This is a genomic window from Sporomusa termitida, from assembly GCF_007641255.1.
GTDB lineage: Bacteria > Bacillota > Negativicutes > Sporomusales > Sporomusaceae > Sporomusa > Sporomusa termitida.
The window spans coordinates 64,918-81,303 of the sequence record NZ_CP036259.1; the positions used below are offsets into that span (position 1 = coordinate 64,918).

Sequence of the window (16,386 nt, forward strand, 5' to 3'; positions counted from 1 at the left end):
TGCTGTTAATGAAATTACATGAATTAGCTCCAGCGCCTGGTTCAAAAAAGGTTCGCACCCGTATCGGCCGCGGTCTTGGTTCCGGTCTTGGCAAAACTGCCGGTAAAGGCCATAAAGGTCAGAATGCCCGTGCCGGCGGCGGTGTGCGTCCAGGTTTTGAAGGCGGCCAAAAGCCCTTGTACTTAAGACTGCCGAAACGCGGCTTTACCAATATCTTCGCTAAACAATACAGCGAGATTAACGTGGAAGTTCTCAACCGTTTTGACAACGGTGCGGTTGTGGATCTGGAAGCGTTGGTAGATGCCGGTGTAGTCAAAAAAGTGCTTGATGGTCTTAAAATTCTGGGCAATGGCGAGCTTACCAAGGCTTTAACCGTTAAAGCCAATGGCTTTACTAAGTCGGCCGCTGAAAAAATTCAGGCTGCCGGCGGTACAGTCGAGGTGATTTAATTGCTGTCACAGCTCTCGAACATTTTTCGGATTACTGAACTGAGGCAAAAAATTGCTTTCACCTTGGTCATGTTCTTGGTATTCAGGTTGGGTACACATATCCCGGTACCGGGAGTAAACGCCGCCGTTATCGAGCAGCTGTTTACCAGCGGTAATCTGTTTGGGCTGCTAGATCTGTTTTCCGGCGGTGCTTTGAGCAAATTCTCCATATTTGCCATGAGTATTACCCCCTACATCAATGCTTCGATTATTATGCAGCTACTCACCGTAGTTGTGCCGAAATTCGAACAATGGGCCAAAGAAGGCGATGAGGGCCGCAAGAAAATTACCCAGATTACCCGGTATGGTACTGTTGGTCTTGGCTTTATCCAGGCAATAGGAATGGCATTCGGTCTAAAAGCAGCAATTATTAACCCAGGTATTGGCTCCATATTACTTGTAGCGCTAACATTGACTGCAGGTACGACTTTTCTTATGTGGTTGGGTGAACAGATCACTGAAAAAGGTATTGGTAATGGCATATCACTCATTATCTTTGCCGGTATCGTTTCCAGTCTTCCCAGCGGCCTGTATACAATGTATGAATATGTCAGCGCCGGCACAATTAATATTTTCAACGTCTTTCTGTTCCTGATCATCGCTCTTGCTATGATTGTTTTCGTAATCGCGATACAGCAAGGTCAGCGCCGCATCCCCGTGCAGTATGCCAAGCGGGTAGTTGGCCGGAAAATGTATGGCGGTCATTCCACGCATATACCGCTTAAGGTTAACCAAGCGGGTGTTATTCCGATAATCTTTGCGTCATCTGTGCTGATGTTCCCGGTAACTATTGCCCAGTTTATTGAAGTACCCTGGGTAAAAACAGTGGCAGGGTGGTTTGCGTGGGGCACGCCGGTGCAAACGGTGTTGTATGCGCTGCTAATCGTGTTTTTTACGTACTTCTACACTGCGGTTACTATGAACATATCAGATATGGCAGAGAACATGAAAAAACACGGCGGGTTTATTCCCGGTATCAGGCCGGGTAAACCTACCGCCGATTATTTAGACCGGGTTATGACCAGAATTACTCTGGCCGGATCAATCTTCCTGGCCATAATCGCAATACTGCCGAATTTTGTTGGTGCAGTAACCAACGTCCAAGGGGTATACTTTGGCGGTACTGCCCTCTTAATCGTAGTAGGTGTGGCTCTGGATACCATGAAGCAAATAGAGGCGCTGGTACTCATGCGCCACTACCAAGGCTTCATGAAGTAGGAGGTAAGTGGTCATGTTTATTCTCTTAATGGGTCCGCCTGGTGCCGGCAAAGGCACGCAGGCGGCCAAACTGGTAGAAAACTTTAAAATTCCCCACATCTCAACCGGTGATATGTTCCGGGCGGCCGTCAAAGAGGGCACTGCGCTTGGCAAACAGGCGAAAGCCTGCATGGATGGCGGACAGTTGGTGCCAGACAGTGTGACCATCGGCATAGTAAAAGAACGTTTGGCTAAAGACGACTGCAAGACGGGATTTATCCTTGACGGTTTCCCCCGCACCATCGCCCAGGCCGAGGCCCTTGACCGCACCCTGACCGAACTTATCATCAAACTTGACCGGGTTATCAATATTACTGCCCCGGGGTCTGAGCTGGTTGGCCGTATGACCGGGCGGCGGATTTGCAAAAGCTGTGGCGCTACCTACCATGTAACCTTCAATGCCCCGCAAGCGATCGGTGTGTGTGATAAGTGCAGTGGTGAGCTATATCAGCGTGATGACGACCGGGAAGAAACAGTGACTCACCGTCTGGCGGTATATCAGACGCAAACCCAGCCGCTGATTGAGTACTATCAGGACAAAGGCCTGTACACCGAAATCAACGGTTTGCAGCCCATCGATGATGTCCTGCAAGACATTGTCAATAGCCTGAGAGGCGGGCAAGTATGATCATATTAAAATCACAAAGGGAATTAAACTACCTGCGTGATGCCGGGCGGATAGTGGCAGAGACGCTTGTTGAAGTTAAAAAAGCGGTAAAACCTGATGTCACTACACTGGCGCTTGACAGGATTGCTGAGCAGTATATCAAAAGCAAGGGCGCAGAGCCGGCCTTTAAAGGGTATCATGGCTTTCCCGGCAACATTTGCGCCTCGGTTAATGATGAGGTAGTTCATGGCATTCCTGGATTAAAAAGGTTAAAAAATGGAGATAATGTAAGTATTGACATCGGTGCCATCATCAATGGCTATTGCGGCGATGCTGCGATTACAGTGCCGGTAGGCGACGTGGATGCCGAAGTCGGAAAACTTATCGAAGTTACCGAACAGTCGCTATATAAAGGGATTGAGAAAGCTATTGCCGGCAGCCGTTTAGGTGACGTTTCGCATAGCATTCAAGCCTACGCTGAAGAACATGGTTATGGGGTAGTGCGTGACTTCGTCGGGCATGGTATCGGCAGAAATATGCACGAAGATCCGCAAATACCTAACTATGGGCTACCTGGACGCGGCCCGCGCTTAAAATCTGGTATGACATTAGCCATAGAGCCTATGATTAACGCAGGGACTCATGAGGTTAAGACCTTGAGCGACAACTGGACAGTAGTGACTGCTGACGGCAAGCGTTCGGCTCATTTTGAACACACGATTGCCATCACGGCCGATGGTCCGGAAATATTAACAAAACTATAGGAGGAGACGGCTTGTGCCGGATGGAACTATTAACCCGGGGCACATTGTGGTATCATTAGCAGGACGTGATGCAGGTCATGCTTATGTGGTACTAGGGTGGTCTAAGCCACAAACTCTTCTGATAGCTGACGGACGCGGACGTAAGGTCATAAGCCCTAAGAAAAAGAACGTTAAGCACGTAAAAAGGCATTCTATCGCTAACGATGTGGCGGAAGCTTTAACCGGCGGTTTAAAACCCACTGATGAAGAACTCCGTCAGGCCCTCGCTCACATCGGGGTGCCAGATAAGCTGTTAAAAGCGGACGAGGAGGGATAGCTCATGTCTAAACAAGATGTAATTGAAGTAGAAGGTACGGTCATTGAAGCGTTGCCTAACGCCATGTTTCAGGTAAAACTGGAAAACGGTCATATTGTATTGGCGCATGTATCAGGTAAAATCCGTATGAATTTTATCCGGATTCTGCCAGGTGATAAAGTTACCATTGAACTTACACCATATGATTTAAAACGCGGCCGTATTACCTATAGGTTTAAATAGCATGTGTTTGTGGGTTCGTAAGTTCGTTAGTCAAGTCGATGTGCGAACGCGGACTGGCGGGCGGCGGGCACACGATAAGGAGGTTTAATTATGAAAGTAAGGCCATCGGTTAAGCCTATATGTGAAAAATGCAAAGTCATTAAACGACATGGCAGAGTAATGGTGATTTGCGAAAATCCCAAACATAAACAAAAACAAGGCTAATGAAAAGATAGGGGGTGGATTAAACCATGGCACGTATTGCCGGTGTAGACTTACCGCGTGACAAACGCATTGAAATTGCTTTAACATATATATTTGGTATTGGTCTGACGATATCCAAAGAAATCCTTGCCAAGACCGGGATCAATCCTGATACCCGTACCCGGGATTTAACTGAGGAAGAAGTTGCCAAACTCCGTGAAAGCATTGATAAAAACTATCGCGTTGAGGGTGACCTTCGTCGTGAAGAAGCTCTTAACATTAAGCGGCTCATTGAGATCGGCTCTTACCGGGGCAAACGGCACCGCATGGGTCTGCCAGTACGCGGTCAGCGTACCAAGACCAATGCCCGTACCCGTAAAGGCCCGAAAAAGACTGTTGGCGCGAGGAAGAAGAAGTAAAGGAGGGATAACCATTGGTTGCTAAAAAAGTTGCCAGACCTAAACGTAAAGAACGTAAAAATATAGAACATGGTGTTGCCCATATCCGTTCCACTTTCAACAACACCATCGTAACCATCACTGATACCAGAGGCAATGCTATCTCCTGGGCTAGCGCCGGTGGCCTCGGCTTCAGAGGCTCGCGTAAAAGCACCCCGTTTGCTGCGCAAATGGCTGCTGAAACTGCTGCTAAGGCGGCTATGGAACATGGTCTTAAGCAAATCGAAGTATTTGTTAAAGGCCCTGGCGCCGGCCGCGAGGCTGCTATCCGGTCACTGCAGGCTGCCGGCCTGGAAGTAAACATGATAAAAGACGTCACACCCATTCCTCATAATGGATGCCGTCCGCCGAAAAGAAGAAGAGTTTAGGGAATTGGGAGGTGTTTGGTAAGAATGGCTAAATATACAGGTCCTGTTTGTAGATTATGCCGCCGGGAAGGTGCAAAACTGTACCTTAAAGGCGATAGATGCTATAGCGATAAATGCTCCTTTACAGGGCGCAGTTTTGCACCCGGCCAGCATGGCGCCGGTCAAACCCGCAAGAAAGTTTCCGAATATGGTATTCAGCTCCGGGAAAAACAAAAAACCCGTCGTATCTACGGCGTGCTTGAGCGTCAATTCCGGAACTACTTTGAAAAAGCAGAGCGCCAAAAAGGCATTACCGGCGTAAACCTGTTGGTTATGCTGGAAAGAAGACTTGACAATGTTGTTTACCGCATAGGGCTGGCTGAAAGCCGCAACCAGGCAAGACAACTGGTGCGTCATGGCTTAATTAATGTTAATGGACGCCGCGTGGATATTCCCTCTTTCCTGGTTAAAGCTGACAGCGTTGTTGCCGTACGGGAAGAGAGCAAAGAATCACCAATTATGAAGAAAATCGCTGAATCTCTTGGTCATAAGCAAGCTCCAGCTTGGATCGAACTTACGGCTGCCGATATGAGTGGTAAAGTTACGCGCTACCCCACCCGGGAGGAAATTGATATTCCTATCCAGGAACATCTAATTGTAGAATTGTACTCGAGATAATCTGCCCTCAACCGTGGCGAGGCGTAATCTAAGAGTTTGCGCAAATGAGGAGGGTTTTTTCCGGATGATTGAAATCGAAAAACCGAAGATCGAAATAGTGGAAGTAAGTGAAGACAACCGTTATGGTAAATTCGTATGGGAACCGCTTGACCGGGGCTTTGGCATTACGCTGGGCAACAGTTTAAGAAGGGTACTGTTATCATCATTGCCTGGTGCGGCTGTAACTTCGGTGAAGATTGATGGTGTTCTTCACGAATTTGCTACTATTCCCGGGGTTCGGGAGGATGTCACCGACATTATTCTAAACCTAAAAGAACTGTGTCTGAAAATGCATAGTGACGAGCCCAAGGTTTTATTGGTCGAAGCGTTTGAAGAAGGCGAAGTCACTGCCGGCGATATCAGAGCCGACGCCGATATTGACATCTTAAACGAAGACCTTCACCTGGCAACAGTTGGTGCGGGCGGCAAGCTCCGCATGGAAATCATGGTGGAAAAAGGCAAAGGTTATGTACCGGCTGACAAAAACAAAAAACCCGACCATGTAATCGGGATTATTCCTATTGACTCCATCTTCTCGCCCATTGTACGTGTCAACTATAACGTAACCGATACTCGTGTCGGTAACGTTACCAACTATGACAAGCTGACACTGGAAGTATGGACAGATGGCAGTATGCGTCCTGAAGAAGCGGTCAGTAAGGCGGCTGGCATAATGGTGTCGCACCTGAAATTGTTTCAAAATATTGCCGGAGAACCTCCTGAAGAGGATGAGGGTCAGGGTTTAGTCTCAGAGGAACCTGCAGAAGGTAAAAACAGGACCATGGAAATGACCATTGAGGACCTGGACCTTTCCGTGCGTTCTTACAATTGTTTAAAGCGGGCTGGAATCAACACCGTTTCCGAGCTTGTCCAAAAGAGTGAGGAAGATATGATGAAAGTTCGTAACCTAGGCCGCAAGTCCCTGGAAGAAGTTAAGAAGAAAATTGTTGAGATGGGCCTGGCACTTGCGGAACACGAAGAATAAGGGAGGGAAGAGTTGTGGCCTACAGAAAGTTAGGACGGGATACCAGCGCTCGTAAAGCGCTGTTTCGCAGTATGTTGACTTCCTTCTTTGCCTATGAGCGTATTGAAACAACAGAAGCTAAGGCGAAAGAAATCAGCGGCCTGGCCGATAAAATGATTACTTTGGCCAAGCGGGGTGACCTGCATGCCCGCCGCCAAGTGTTATCAAGCCTCTACGACGAAGAAGTTGTCACAAAACTGTTTGACGTAATTGCGCCGAAATATGCCGAGCGTCAAGGCGGTTACACCCGGGTGCTAAAACTGGGACCGCGCCGGGGCGATGCTGCTCCGATGGCGATTATCGAATTAGTGTAACAGGTTCAGAGACAAGGGCGACCCGGCGGGTCGCCTTTATTCTTACAATAGTTTTGGTTGTATTATTGGTAAAGGGGTGTGCAGCCTCATATGGGAGAAATTATTAAACTTGAAAACTTGCGTCATACCTACCAGGGCTATGAAGGTCAGGAGGTTATTGCGCTTACTGATATTAGCCTGACGGTAAGTCAGGGAGAATTTGTTGCCGTCATTGGTACCAATGGTTCAGGCAAATCGACATTGGCCAAGCACCTCAATGCTCTCATCCTGCCAACCAGTGGCAAATGTCTCGTAGGGGGCCTGGATACGGCTGATCCGGCTAAGGTTTGGGAGATACGGCAGCAAGTCGGGATGGTGTTTCAAAATCCCGATAACCAGATTGTGGCGGCAATTGTCGAAGAAGACGTAGCCTTTGGACCGGAAAACCTGGGTGTGGCTCCGGCTGAAATCTCCCGGCGTGTAACCGAAGCATTGGCCCTTGTCAACATGTCCGATTACCGGCATCATGGACCACATCTCCTGTCCGGCGGCCAAAAACAGCGGGTGGCTATTGCCGGTGTCCTGGCAATGCGCCCCAAGTGCCTGGTCCTGGACGAGCCGACCGCCATGCTTGATCCCCGGGGCCGCAAAGAAGTGCTTGATACTGTTTCCCGGCTTAACCGAGAAGGGATTACCGTTGTCTATATTACGCATTTCATGGAAGAAGCGGTTTCGGCTCACCGGGTAGTGGTTATGGAACAGGGCCGTCTTGCCCTGCAGGGGACCCCGGCTGAGATATTCAGCCAGGTGGACAGGCTAAAAACCATGGGGCTTGATGTTCCGGCAGCGGCTGAGGTGGCAGCCTGCCTGCGCAAACAGGGTCTGGAACTGCCAACAAATATAATAAGTGATGAACAACTGGTGGTGGCTTTATGTCCATAATCTTTGACAACGTTACCTACACTTATATGCCGGATACTCCCTACCAGCGGACAGCCATACAAAATATAAACCTGACCATCAATAAAGGCGAATTTATCGGGATTATTGGCCATACCGGTTCGGGAAAATCAACGCTTGTTCAGCATATGAACGGCCTGATTGCACCAACCACCGGTCAGGTTACCGTAGATGGGGCCGATGTCAAAGCCAAAAACGAAGCGGCCCGGAATGCCCGCCGGCGGGTAGGGATGGTTTTCCAGTATCCTGAGCATCAATTATTTGAAGAAAGCATTTATGAAGATATTGCCTTTGGTCCCAAGAATTTAGGGGTGCCGGCAGCCGAGCTGGAGGACCGTGTCCGGCGGGCTATGGCTTTTGTCGGGCTTGATTACCAGCTGTTTAAGGACCGTTCCCCCTTTAACCTCAGCGGCGGCCAGATGCGGCGGGTGGCCATTGCCGGGGTGATTGCCCTTGAACCTGATTATCTGGCATTGGATGAGCCGGCAGCGGGCCTGGACCCCCGCGGCCGGGATGAAATATTCGGTCAGATTGACAAGCTGCATCAGACCACCGGGATTACTGTGATCCTGGTATCTCACAATATGGAGGACATTGCCCGCTTTGCCAGCCGGGTACTGGTCATGAACGGCGGTCAAATCAGCCTTGACGGTACACCCCGGGATATTTTCGGCAGTGGCCGGTCGGCACTGAGGGCGGCCGGTGTTGATGTACCGCCGCTGACGGCGCTGATTGACCGCCTCCAGGCTAAAGGCTTACAGATTACCAATAGCGCGCTGTCGGCAGAGGCTGTGGCTGAGGAAATAATGGCAGCTGTGAGGGGGCGCAGAAATGTTAACTGATATCACCCTGGGTCAGTACTTTCCGGGCCGCTCACCTATACACCTGCTCGATCCCCGCACCAAGATTTTAAGTGTTATTACCTATATTTTCACCATTTTTTTAGCTGAGAATTACCTGGCCTATGGGATACTGGCTGCTTTTGCCGCGATGATTGTCGGCATTTCGGGAATTCCTGCCAAGATGGTGATCAGGTCACTCAAACCATTGTGGATTATTATCCTGTTGACGCTTGCCATTCATATCTTCAGTACCCCGGGCACCGTCATCTATCACCTGGGCCCGTTGTCTGTCACCCAGGAGGGCCTGCGCATGGGCATCCTCATGTCTCTGCGGCTGGCACTCTTAATTGCCGTATCATCCTTATTAACCTTCACAACATCCCCTATCGCCTTGACCGATGGCATCGAGCGGCTGCTTAATCCCTTCCGCCGGCTAGGGGTTCCTGCCCATGAACTGGCGATGATGATGACAATTGCCCTTCGCTTTATCCCCACCCTGCTGGAAGAAGCCGACCGGATTATGAAAGCTCAGATGGCCCGGGGCGCAGATTTTACCTCAGGCAATATTCTGCGCCGGGCCAAAAACATGGTGCCGCTGTTAGTGCCGCTGTTTATCAGTGCTTTCCGCCGGGCTGACGAACTCGCCGTTGCCATGGAGGCCAGGTGCTACCGGGGCGGGGAAAACCGCACCCGGATGAAAGAGCTAAGGCTGGGCAGCCGGGACATGGTTGCAGCAGCAGCCCTGGCAGGCTTGATTGTGGTGTTAGTGCTTGTAAGGGTATATAACCTGGCAATATGAGAAATATTAAACTGATACTGGCCTATGATGGAACTGCCTACCATGGTTATCAACGTCAGGCCAACGCCGCAATGACCATTCAGCAGGTGGTGGAAGAACGGCTGAGTCCAATATTTTGTCAGCCCATTAAACTTAACGGCGCTGCCCGTACCGATGCCGGGGTGCATGCCTATGGTCAGGTTGTCAGCTTTATTACGACCGGGACAATACCGGCAGAACGTATTGCGATGGCGGCCAAAGCCGTGCTGCCGCCAGATATTGTTATTGTCGGCGCCAGCGAAGAGCCTATGGACTTCCATGCCCGCCGTTCAGCCCAGAGTAAAATCTACCGCTACCGGATTTTAAATACCCGTCCCCCTAATCCATTTGAGCGCAACTATACATGGCATTGTATTGCCAAGCTTGACACGGCCTTGATGCACCAGGCGGCCCAGGCTGTTGTCGGCACCCATGACTTTTCTGCTTTCCGCGCCACCGGCGGGGCGCCGGTCAGCCCTGTGCGGACAATGCTGTCGGTCTCGTGCCGGGAAATGGGCAGCGCCATTATTGAGTTTGAGTTTTGGGGAACAGGCTTCTTATACCATATGGTGCGAAACCTGGTGGGGACACTGGTTAAAGTCGGGCAGCACCGGCTGACACCGGCGGATTTTGCCGGTATACTGGCTGGACGTGACCGCCGTGCCGCCGGGATGACCGCACCGCCGCAAGGCTTATTTCTGGTTGAAGTAAGGTATTAATACAAAGCAGACAAAATAATTTTGCCATGACAAGGGATAACGCTTGACATCCTTTAACTAATTTATTACAATAGTTTTATGAGTTTTTTGCCATGCATTCCATTAGCCCCGGAATTCAAGGTTAAATAATCTTAACTTGTCTCTCATAATTTTTATTCCTTTAGCTTGTATGAGGAGGATAGACATGAAAACTTTTATGGCAAACCCGGCCGACATTAAGCGCAAGTGGTATGTCGTGGATGCTGAGGGCCAAACCCTTGGTAGATTGGCCGTTGAAGTCGCGAAAGTTCTTCGCGGCAAAAATAAACCGATTTATACCCCCCATGTTGATACCGGTGACCATGTAATTGTGGTTAACGCTGATAAAATTGTATTAACTGGCAAGAAGCTGGAACAAAAGACTTATTTCCGTCATTCCGGCTATCCGGGCGGCACGACCTTTACCCCGGCCGGCAAAATGCTGGCCGACAAGCCTCAGCGCGTTATTGAGCTGGCTGTTAAAGGCATGCTTCCCAAGAACAGCCTTGGCCGTCAAATGTACCGTAAACTGAATGTTTACGCTGGTGCTAACCATCCGCATTCCGCGCAGCAGCCGGAAGTGCTGGAACTTAATATTAGGTAATACCGGAAAGGAGGAACATATATATGGCATTGGTTACTTACTACGGCACAGGTCGCAGAAAAACCTCGGTTGCCAGAGTTCGTCTGGTTCCGGGTGAAGGCAAGATCATCGTTAACAATCGTCAGCTTAACGAGTATTTCGGATTGAAAACCCTTGAGCTGATTGTGACTCAACCGCTTAACATTACCGACACTGTCGGCAAATATGATGTTCTGGCAAAAGTTGAGGGCGGTGGTGTATCCGGCCAGGCTGGTGCAGTCCGTCATGGCATTTCCCGCGCACTCTTAAAAGTTGACGGTGAATTCCGTCCGGCGCTTAAGAAAGCAGGTCTCTTAACCCGTGATCCGCGCGAAAAAGAGCGTCGTAAATACGGCCTCAAGAAAGCCCGTAAAGCCTCCCAGTTCTCGAAACGTTAATATTTACGAGAAACAAACCCCTGCAAACTCAGTGTTTGCAGGGGTTTTTGGTATTTTAAGAAAGCTCTGCGAATTGTTTTCTGTTTACAATATTAATGTTTATGGTTGGAATATGGTTTTATATGAAGTATGAGAATTCCAAATGTATATAGACTGTCTGCAGCTGAGCAGACAGTTTTTTCGTTTATGCCCTAAATGACAATTTATGACATGGAAATTATCATATAATTTATTTATAGTTTGTCTGAATTGTAGTATTTTGCAGAACGAGGAGGTAAGCGTGTAGTGCGGAAAAGAGTACTGGTCTTACTTGCAGTAGCATCCTTGATGATTTCTATCATAATAGGGGGTTGTAGTGAGGTGGAAAAAGTAGCAATACCTGTTCAAAAATATCCCGAGAGGCCTATTAATGTAATCGTTGCCGCCAGCGCTGGCGGCGGTATGGATTTGACAGCACGGTCATTAGAAAAATTCGCAATTAAGCATTTGGGACAACCCTTGGTTATTATTAATAAGCCCGGTGGCTCAGGCACGATTGGCTGGAATGAACTGGCGGGATCAAACTCAGATGGATATACTGTTGGTATAGTTGCCATTGATATAGTATTATCATCGCTTTATGATTCAAGCAAGTATTATTACTTAGGTGCACTAGGCCCGATAGCCCAAGTAACGTCAGTCCCCCTGTTGCTAGCAGTACAGGCCGATCAACCATGGCATACGCTGAATGACTTGGTTAAATATTCCAAAGATCATTCAGCGCAATTAAAATTTGGGAATGTAGGCGTGGGATCATTTCCGCATATACTTATAGAAATGCTTAATCGTGAGGCCGGAATTAATATTGAGCAAGTACCTTTTTCCGGCGGGGGTGAGACGGTACCCGCATTATTAGGTGGTCATGTTCAACTTATCTTGGTTAATCCCGTATCCATCAAAGAGCATGTAAAAAATGGTACGGTAAGAATCTTGGCCGTAACGGGTGAACCCCGCATAACTGACCCGGTATTTTCCCATGTGCCAACTTTTAAGGAACAAGGTTTTGACATCACTATAAATAACTGGCATGGAATCGCAGTTCCCAAAGAGACGCCGGTCGCGATAAAAAATAGGCTGGCAGAAGGGTTAAAGGCTATCATAAATGACCCCGAATTTAAGGCGAATATGGAGAGGGTCGGAAATCAGGTCGAATATTTAGGCCCCCAAGAGTCAACAGATAGATGGATTGCTGATAAACAAAAGCTTGAGAAAGCATTGCAAGAAAGCGGTATATTGGAGCAGATTAAGGCTCAGAAAAGATAAAAATTTATCGGCACTAGTCGAATGCGCCTTCCTCATCCTTCGGGGTAGAGCGGCTTTTAATTTCTGCATTTACAGAACATTGTTCCTGTAACTACAGGGTGCTCAGTTCTCGAAACGTTAATTCTGAAAAACCTGGAACCCCTGCAAACTCCGTGTTGGCAGGGGTCTTTACTTTTTAAGAAAGCTCTGCGAATTGCTGAGCAGACAGTTTTTTAGTTTATGCCCTAAATGACAATTTATGACATGGAAATTATCATATAATTTATTTATAGTTTGTCTGAATTGTAGTATTTTGCAGAACGAGGAGGTAAGCGTGTAGTGCGGAGAAGTGTGAGTATTTTATTAGCAGTAGCATTATTGGTTATGCCTATCATAATAGGAGGCTGTGGCGAGGTGGAAAAAGTAGCAATACCTGCTCAAAAGTTTCCTGATAAGCCTATTACTGTAATTGTTCCTTTTAGCCCTGGCGGAGGTTTGGATTTGACGATACGTTCATTAGAAAAATTCGCTTTTAAGCATTTAGGACAACCATTAGCCATTATTAATAAGCCAGGTAGTGCCGGAGCTCTTGGCTGGAACGAACTGGCGGGATCACCTCCAGATGGATATACCATAGGTGCGACTTCGGGTGAAATGCTGTTATTATCCCTCTACGGTTCAGGTAAATACAATTACATAACAGCATTAAGCCCGTTAGCACAAATAGCATCAGTGCCGATGCTGCTGGCAGTCCAGGCAGACCAGCCATATCAAACACTGAACGACTTAGTTGAATATGCCAAAAAACACCCAAAGCAATTAAAGTTTGGCAATGGAGGCATGGGATCATTATCTCATGTGCTGTTAGAAATGCTTAATCATGGTGCTGGCATTACTATTGAGCAGGTTCCTTTTTCCGGCGGCGGTGAGACGATACCCGCATTACTTGGAGGACATGTTCAGCTTATATTTATTAACCCTGTACCAATCAAAGAACATGTGAAAAGTGGTAAAGTGAAAATTTTGGCCGTCACTGGCGAGCAGCGTATAGCAGACCCCGTGTTTGCCCATGTTCCCACCTTTAAGGAACAAGGCTTCGACATTACTATAAACAACTGGCAAGGAATTGCAGTCCCAAAAGAAACGCCGGTTGCGATAAAAAATAAGCTGGCAGAAGGTTTCAAGGCTATCATAAATGATCCTGAATTTAAGGAAAATATGGAGAAGTTCGGAAATCAGATCGAATATCTAGGACCCCAAGAGTCAACAGATAAATGGATTGATGATAAACAAAAGCTAGAGAAAACATTGCAAGAAAGCGGTATATTGGAGCAGATTAAAACCCAGAAAAAATAATAACACCAACGGTTCGCGAGATTGGTAATATTTTTCAGAATGAGGAGGTAAGGGAGTAGTGCGGAGAAGAGGGAGTGTCTTACTAGCAGTAGCAGCATTGGTTATTTCTATCATAATAGGGGGGTGTGGCGAGGTAGAGGTAGTCGCGTTACCTGTTCAAAAATATCCCGAGAAGCCTATTACTGTAATTGTTCCCTACAATGCCGGGGGCGGTCTGGACCTGACAGCAAGGTCATTGGAAAAATTGGCTATTAAGCATTTAGGACAACCATTGACCATTATTAATAAGCCCGGGGGCGCTGGTGCCATTGGCTGGAATGAGGTAGCGGCCGCGCCGACTGATGGCTACACCACTGGCGCAACTGCGAGTGAATTGTTATTATTATCGCTATATGAGTCAGGTAAATACAATTATATAACCGCATTAAGCCCGCTTGCGCAGGTAACCGCAGTACCAATGCTGCTGGCGGTACAAGCCGATCAACCCTGGCAAACACTGAGCGACATGGTTGAGTATGCCAAAAAACACCCTGGGAAGCTAAAGTTTGGGAACAACGGCAGCGGATCATTTCCGCATATACTGTGTGAGATGCTTAATCATGACGCCGGAATTCAAATTGAGCAGGTTCCCTTCTCCGGTGCGGGTGAGACAATACCCGCATTGCTAGGTGGTCACATTCAGCTTGCTTTTGTTAGTCCTGTGCCTATCAAAGAGCATGTAAAAAGTGGCAAGGTAAAAATCCTGGCCGTGACCGGTAAGCAGCGTATGGATGATCCCTTGTTTGCTCAGGTACCAACCTTAAAAGAGCTAGGCATTGACATCACTATCGACAATTGGCATGGAATCGCAGTTCCCAAGGAAACGCCGGTTGCGGTTAAAAATAAGCTGGCAGAGGGGTTAAAGGCTATTATAAATGACCCTGAATTTAAGGAGAATATGGAGAGGGTCGGAAATAAGGTAGAATATCTGGGCCCCCAAGAGTCAACAGATAAATGGATTGACGATAGCCAAAAGCTCCAGAAAACATTGCAAGAAAGCGGTATATTGGAGCAGATTAAAAAACAGAAAAAATAATAGCTTTGTATGCCGGCAATCATCGGGTGATGCTGTACCCCTAACTGCGCCGTAATCGGCTGAAATACGGCCCTGCAGTAGTAATCATAACCTATCTGCTACTTTTTCCTGGGGTGACGATTAAATACGCTGTAGTGGCCTTAAATCGCCGTTTAAGGAAGGCAGGATCTTGGCGTTAATAGTACAGTCGATTTTGACCGGCTGGAAAAAAAGAACCCCAGGCAGTAGCCTGAGTAGTGCAGCCTGCGGGTTCGTCTTGTTGACTGAAGAAATTTTTATAAAAAAAGACAAAAATGGGTAAAGCTGCAAAATGTATGAAATTGGGACAAATAGTTGATGCTGAGGTAACAGTATTGACCAAGGTGACGGTGGATATCTAGCAGGTTGTCCCACATGCGGTAGTACGAAGTTATTATATGGATTACTTCCCCAGTGAAGCAGAGAACTCGGCTGTCTGCAGTTGCGCAGACAGCTTTTTGTTTCTATGCCTTAAATGACAATTTTTGACATAAAAATTATCATTTAATTTATTTATAGTTTGTCTGAATTGTAGTATTTTGCAGAACAAGGGGGTAAGCGTGTAGTGCGGAGAAGAGTACTGGTCTTACTATCAGTAGTAGCATTGGTTATTTCTATTATAATAGGAGGTTGCAGCGAGGTGGAAAAAGTAGCAATACCTGCGAAAAATCAAAAATATCCCGAAAAGCCTATTACTGTAATTGTTCCCTACAATGCCGGGGGCGGTCTGGATCTGACAGCACGGTCATTAGAAAAATTGGCTATTAAGCACTTAGGACAACCATTGACCATTATTAATAAGCCCGGGAGCGCCGGGGCCCTTGGCTGGAATGAGGTAGCGGCCGCGCCGACTGATGGCTACACCATTGGCGCAACTGCGAGTGAATTGTTATTATTATCGCTTTATGGCTCAGGTAAATACAATTATATAACGGCGTTAAGCCCGCTTGCGCAGGTAACAGCCGTACCACCGCTGCTGGCGGTACAAGCCGACCAACCCTGGCAAACACTGAACGATCTGATTGAATATGCTCGAAAGCACCCAGGACAATTAAAGTTTGGCAATGTAGGCACAGGCTCATTTCCTCATATACTGTGTGAGATGCTCAATCATGATGCCGAAATTGATATTGAGCAAGTTCCTTTCTCCGGTGGGGGGGGAGACAATACCCGCATTATTAGGTGGTCATATTCAGCTTATTTTTGTTAGTCCTGTGCCCATTAAAGAGCATGTAAAAAATGGTACGGTAAGAATCTTGGCCGTGGCCGGTAAACACCGCATGGCTGATCCAGTGTTTGCGCATGTACCAACTTTTAAAGAACTCGGCATTAACATCACTATAGATAATTGGCATGGAATCGCAGTTCCCAAAGAAACGCCGGATGCGGTTAAAAATAAGCTGGAAGAAGGGTTCAGAGCTATCATAAATGACCCTGAATTTAAGGAGCATATGGAGAGGGTCGGTAATCAGGTCGAATATTTGGGTCCCCAAGAATCAACAGACAAATGGATTGCTGATAGCCAAAAGCTCCAGAAAACACTGCAAGAAAGCGGTATATTAGAGCAGATTAAAGCCCAGAAAAAATAATATCGGTATTAAGAA

20 protein-coding genes and 1 pseudogene are annotated in these 16,386 nt (G+C 47.6%); all 21 read left to right on the forward strand.

Annotated features, from left to right (window positions below; all coding sequences use genetic code 11):
• Positions 1-8: 8 nt before the first annotated feature.
• The 21 genes and pseudogenes from rplO to SPTER_RS00490 all read left to right on the forward strand — a co-directional run bounded on the left by rplO (position 9) and on the right by SPTER_RS00490 (position 16,371).
• Entirely contained in the window at positions 9-449 is a 441-nt protein-coding gene (gene rplO / locus SPTER_RS00385; protein ID WP_144348548.1) for a 50S ribosomal protein L15, read from the forward strand.
• Complete coding sequence (gene secY, locus SPTER_RS00390) at positions 450-1,706, forward strand: preprotein translocase subunit SecY (RefSeq protein ID WP_144348549.1); 1,257 nt, start codon at positions 450-452, stop codon at positions 1,704-1,706.
• A gap of 13 nt (positions 1,707-1,719) precedes the next feature.
• On the forward strand, positions 1,720-2,373 hold the full coding sequence (locus SPTER_RS00395; RefSeq protein ID WP_144348550.1) for an adenylate kinase: 654 nt from the start codon (positions 1,720-1,722) through the stop codon (positions 2,371-2,373).
• On the forward strand, positions 2,370-3,116 hold the full coding sequence (gene map / locus SPTER_RS00400) for a type I methionyl aminopeptidase (protein ID WP_144348551.1): 747 nt from the start codon (positions 2,370-2,372) through the stop codon (positions 3,114-3,116). Before SPTER_RS00395 ends, map begins: the two co-directional genes overlap by 4 nt.
• Positions 3,117-3,435: 319 nt before the next feature.
• The gene (gene infA, locus SPTER_RS00410) at positions 3,436-3,654 is read left to right on the forward strand and encodes a translation initiation factor IF-1 (protein WP_084577080.1); all 219 of its coding nucleotides are present in this window, start codon (positions 3,436-3,438) and stop codon (positions 3,652-3,654) included.
• Between the two features lie 90 nt (positions 3,655-3,744).
• On the forward strand, positions 3,745-3,858 hold the full coding sequence (gene rpmJ / locus SPTER_RS00415; RefSeq protein ID WP_094607412.1) for a 50S ribosomal protein L36: 114 nt from the start codon (positions 3,745-3,747) through the stop codon (positions 3,856-3,858).
• A gap of 26 nt (positions 3,859-3,884) precedes the next feature.
• Positions 3,885-4,256, forward strand: a complete 372-nt coding sequence (rpsM, locus tag SPTER_RS00420) for a 30S ribosomal protein S13 (protein ID WP_144348553.1) — start codon at positions 3,885-3,887, stop codon at positions 4,254-4,256.
• A 14-nt stretch (positions 4,257-4,270) separates the two neighbouring features.
• The gene (gene rpsK / locus SPTER_RS00425; protein WP_144348554.1) at positions 4,271-4,663 is read left to right on the forward strand and encodes a 30S ribosomal protein S11; all 393 of its coding nucleotides are present in this window, start codon (positions 4,271-4,273) and stop codon (positions 4,661-4,663) included.
• A gap of 24 nt (positions 4,664-4,687) precedes the next feature.
• Positions 4,688-5,320, forward strand: a complete 633-nt coding sequence (gene rpsD, locus SPTER_RS00430) for a 30S ribosomal protein S4 (protein WP_144348555.1) — start codon at positions 4,688-4,690, stop codon at positions 5,318-5,320.
• A gap of 64 nt (positions 5,321-5,384) precedes the next feature.
• Complete coding sequence (locus SPTER_RS00435) at positions 5,385-6,344, forward strand: DNA-directed RNA polymerase subunit alpha (RefSeq protein ID WP_144348556.1); 960 nt, start codon at positions 5,385-5,387, stop codon at positions 6,342-6,344.
• Between the two features lie 14 nt (positions 6,345-6,358).
• Entirely contained in the window at positions 6,359-6,697 is a 339-nt protein-coding gene (gene rplQ, locus SPTER_RS00440; protein WP_144348557.1) for a 50S ribosomal protein L17, read from the forward strand.
• Between the two features lie 90 nt (positions 6,698-6,787).
• Positions 6,788-7,618, forward strand: a complete 831-nt coding sequence (locus SPTER_RS00445; RefSeq protein WP_144348558.1) for an energy-coupling factor transporter ATPase — start codon at positions 6,788-6,790, stop codon at positions 7,616-7,618.
• Entirely contained in the window at positions 7,609-8,478 is an 870-nt protein-coding gene (locus SPTER_RS00450) for an energy-coupling factor transporter ATPase (RefSeq protein ID WP_144348559.1), read from the forward strand. The genes SPTER_RS00445 and SPTER_RS00450 overlap by 10 nt, the downstream gene beginning before the upstream one ends.
• Positions 8,468-9,277, forward strand: coding sequence for an energy-coupling factor transporter transmembrane component T family protein (locus SPTER_RS00455; RefSeq protein ID WP_144348560.1), 810 nt, complete (start codon positions 8,468-8,470; stop codon positions 9,275-9,277). Before SPTER_RS00450 ends, SPTER_RS00455 begins: the two co-directional genes overlap by 11 nt.
• The gene (truA, locus tag SPTER_RS00460; protein ID WP_144348561.1) at positions 9,274-10,014 is read left to right on the forward strand and encodes a tRNA pseudouridine(38-40) synthase TruA; all 741 of its coding nucleotides are present in this window, start codon (positions 9,274-9,276) and stop codon (positions 10,012-10,014) included. The genes SPTER_RS00455 and truA overlap by 4 nt, the downstream gene beginning before the upstream one ends.
• Before the next feature lie 184 nt (positions 10,015-10,198).
• A complete protein-coding gene (rplM, locus tag SPTER_RS00465) occupies positions 10,199-10,636 on the forward strand; it encodes a 50S ribosomal protein L13 (RefSeq protein ID WP_144348562.1) in 438 nt (145 codons plus the stop codon).
• Between the two features lie 23 nt (positions 10,637-10,659).
• A complete protein-coding gene (gene rpsI / locus SPTER_RS00470; protein ID WP_144348563.1) occupies positions 10,660-11,052 on the forward strand; it encodes a 30S ribosomal protein S9 in 393 nt (130 codons plus the stop codon).
• 360 nt (positions 11,053-11,412) lie between these two features.
• Entirely contained in the window at positions 11,413-12,354 is a 942-nt protein-coding gene (locus tag SPTER_RS00475; protein ID WP_425474312.1) for a Bug family tripartite tricarboxylate transporter substrate binding protein, read from the forward strand.
• A 363-nt stretch (positions 12,355-12,717) separates the two neighbouring features.
• Positions 12,718-13,689: a Bug family tripartite tricarboxylate transporter substrate binding protein gene (locus tag SPTER_RS00480; protein ID WP_144352674.1), complete on the forward strand. Its 972-nt coding sequence runs from the start codon at positions 12,718-12,720 to the stop codon at positions 13,687-13,689.
• Positions 13,690-13,804: 115 nt separating this feature from the next.
• Positions 13,805-14,764, forward strand: coding sequence for a Bug family tripartite tricarboxylate transporter substrate binding protein (locus SPTER_RS00485; RefSeq protein ID WP_246105589.1), 960 nt, complete (start codon positions 13,805-13,807; stop codon positions 14,762-14,764).
• Between the two features lie 658 nt (positions 14,765-15,422).
• Positions 15,423-16,371, forward strand: a pseudogene (locus SPTER_RS00490) (Bug family tripartite tricarboxylate transporter substrate binding protein).
• Positions 16,372-16,386 lie beyond the last annotated feature (15 nt).

Excerpts from the sequence above, each read along its gene's own strand:
- rplO (WP_144348548.1), top strand. The coding sequence starts at position 9 with ATGAAATTACATGAATTAGCTCCAGCGCCTGGTTCAAAAAAGGTTCGC.
- SPTER_RS00395 (WP_144348550.1), top strand. The coding sequence starts at position 1,720 with ATGTTTATTCTCTTAATGGGTCCGCCTGGTGCCGGCAAAGGCACGCAG.
- map (WP_144348551.1), top strand. The coding sequence starts at position 2,370 with ATGATCATATTAAAATCACAAAGGGAATTAAACTACCTGCGTGATGCC.
- infA (WP_084577080.1), top strand. The coding sequence starts at position 3,436 with ATGTCTAAACAAGATGTAATTGAAGTAGAAGGTACGGTCATTGAAGCG.
- rpmJ (WP_094607412.1), top strand. The coding sequence starts at position 3,745 with ATGAAAGTAAGGCCATCGGTTAAGCCTATATGTGAAAAATGCAAAGTC.
- rpsM (WP_144348553.1), top strand. The coding sequence starts at position 3,885 with ATGGCACGTATTGCCGGTGTAGACTTACCGCGTGACAAACGCATTGAA.
- rpsD (WP_144348555.1), top strand. The coding sequence starts at position 4,688 with ATGGCTAAATATACAGGTCCTGTTTGTAGATTATGCCGCCGGGAAGGT.
- SPTER_RS00435 (WP_144348556.1), top strand. The coding sequence starts at position 5,385 with ATGATTGAAATCGAAAAACCGAAGATCGAAATAGTGGAAGTAAGTGAA.
- SPTER_RS00445 (WP_144348558.1), top strand. The coding sequence starts at position 6,788 with ATGGGAGAAATTATTAAACTTGAAAACTTGCGTCATACCTACCAGGGC.
- SPTER_RS00450 (WP_144348559.1), top strand. The coding sequence starts at position 7,609 with ATGTCCATAATCTTTGACAACGTTACCTACACTTATATGCCGGATACT.
- SPTER_RS00455 (WP_144348560.1), top strand. The coding sequence starts at position 8,468 with ATGTTAACTGATATCACCCTGGGTCAGTACTTTCCGGGCCGCTCACCT.
- truA (WP_144348561.1), top strand. The coding sequence starts at position 9,274 with ATGAGAAATATTAAACTGATACTGGCCTATGATGGAACTGCCTACCAT.
- rplM (WP_144348562.1), top strand. The coding sequence starts at position 10,199 with ATGAAAACTTTTATGGCAAACCCGGCCGACATTAAGCGCAAGTGGTAT.
- rpsI (WP_144348563.1), top strand. The coding sequence starts at position 10,660 with ATGGCATTGGTTACTTACTACGGCACAGGTCGCAGAAAAACCTCGGTT.
- SPTER_RS00480 (WP_144352674.1), top strand. The coding sequence starts at position 12,718 with ATGCCTATCATAATAGGAGGCTGTGGCGAGGTGGAAAAAGTAGCAATA.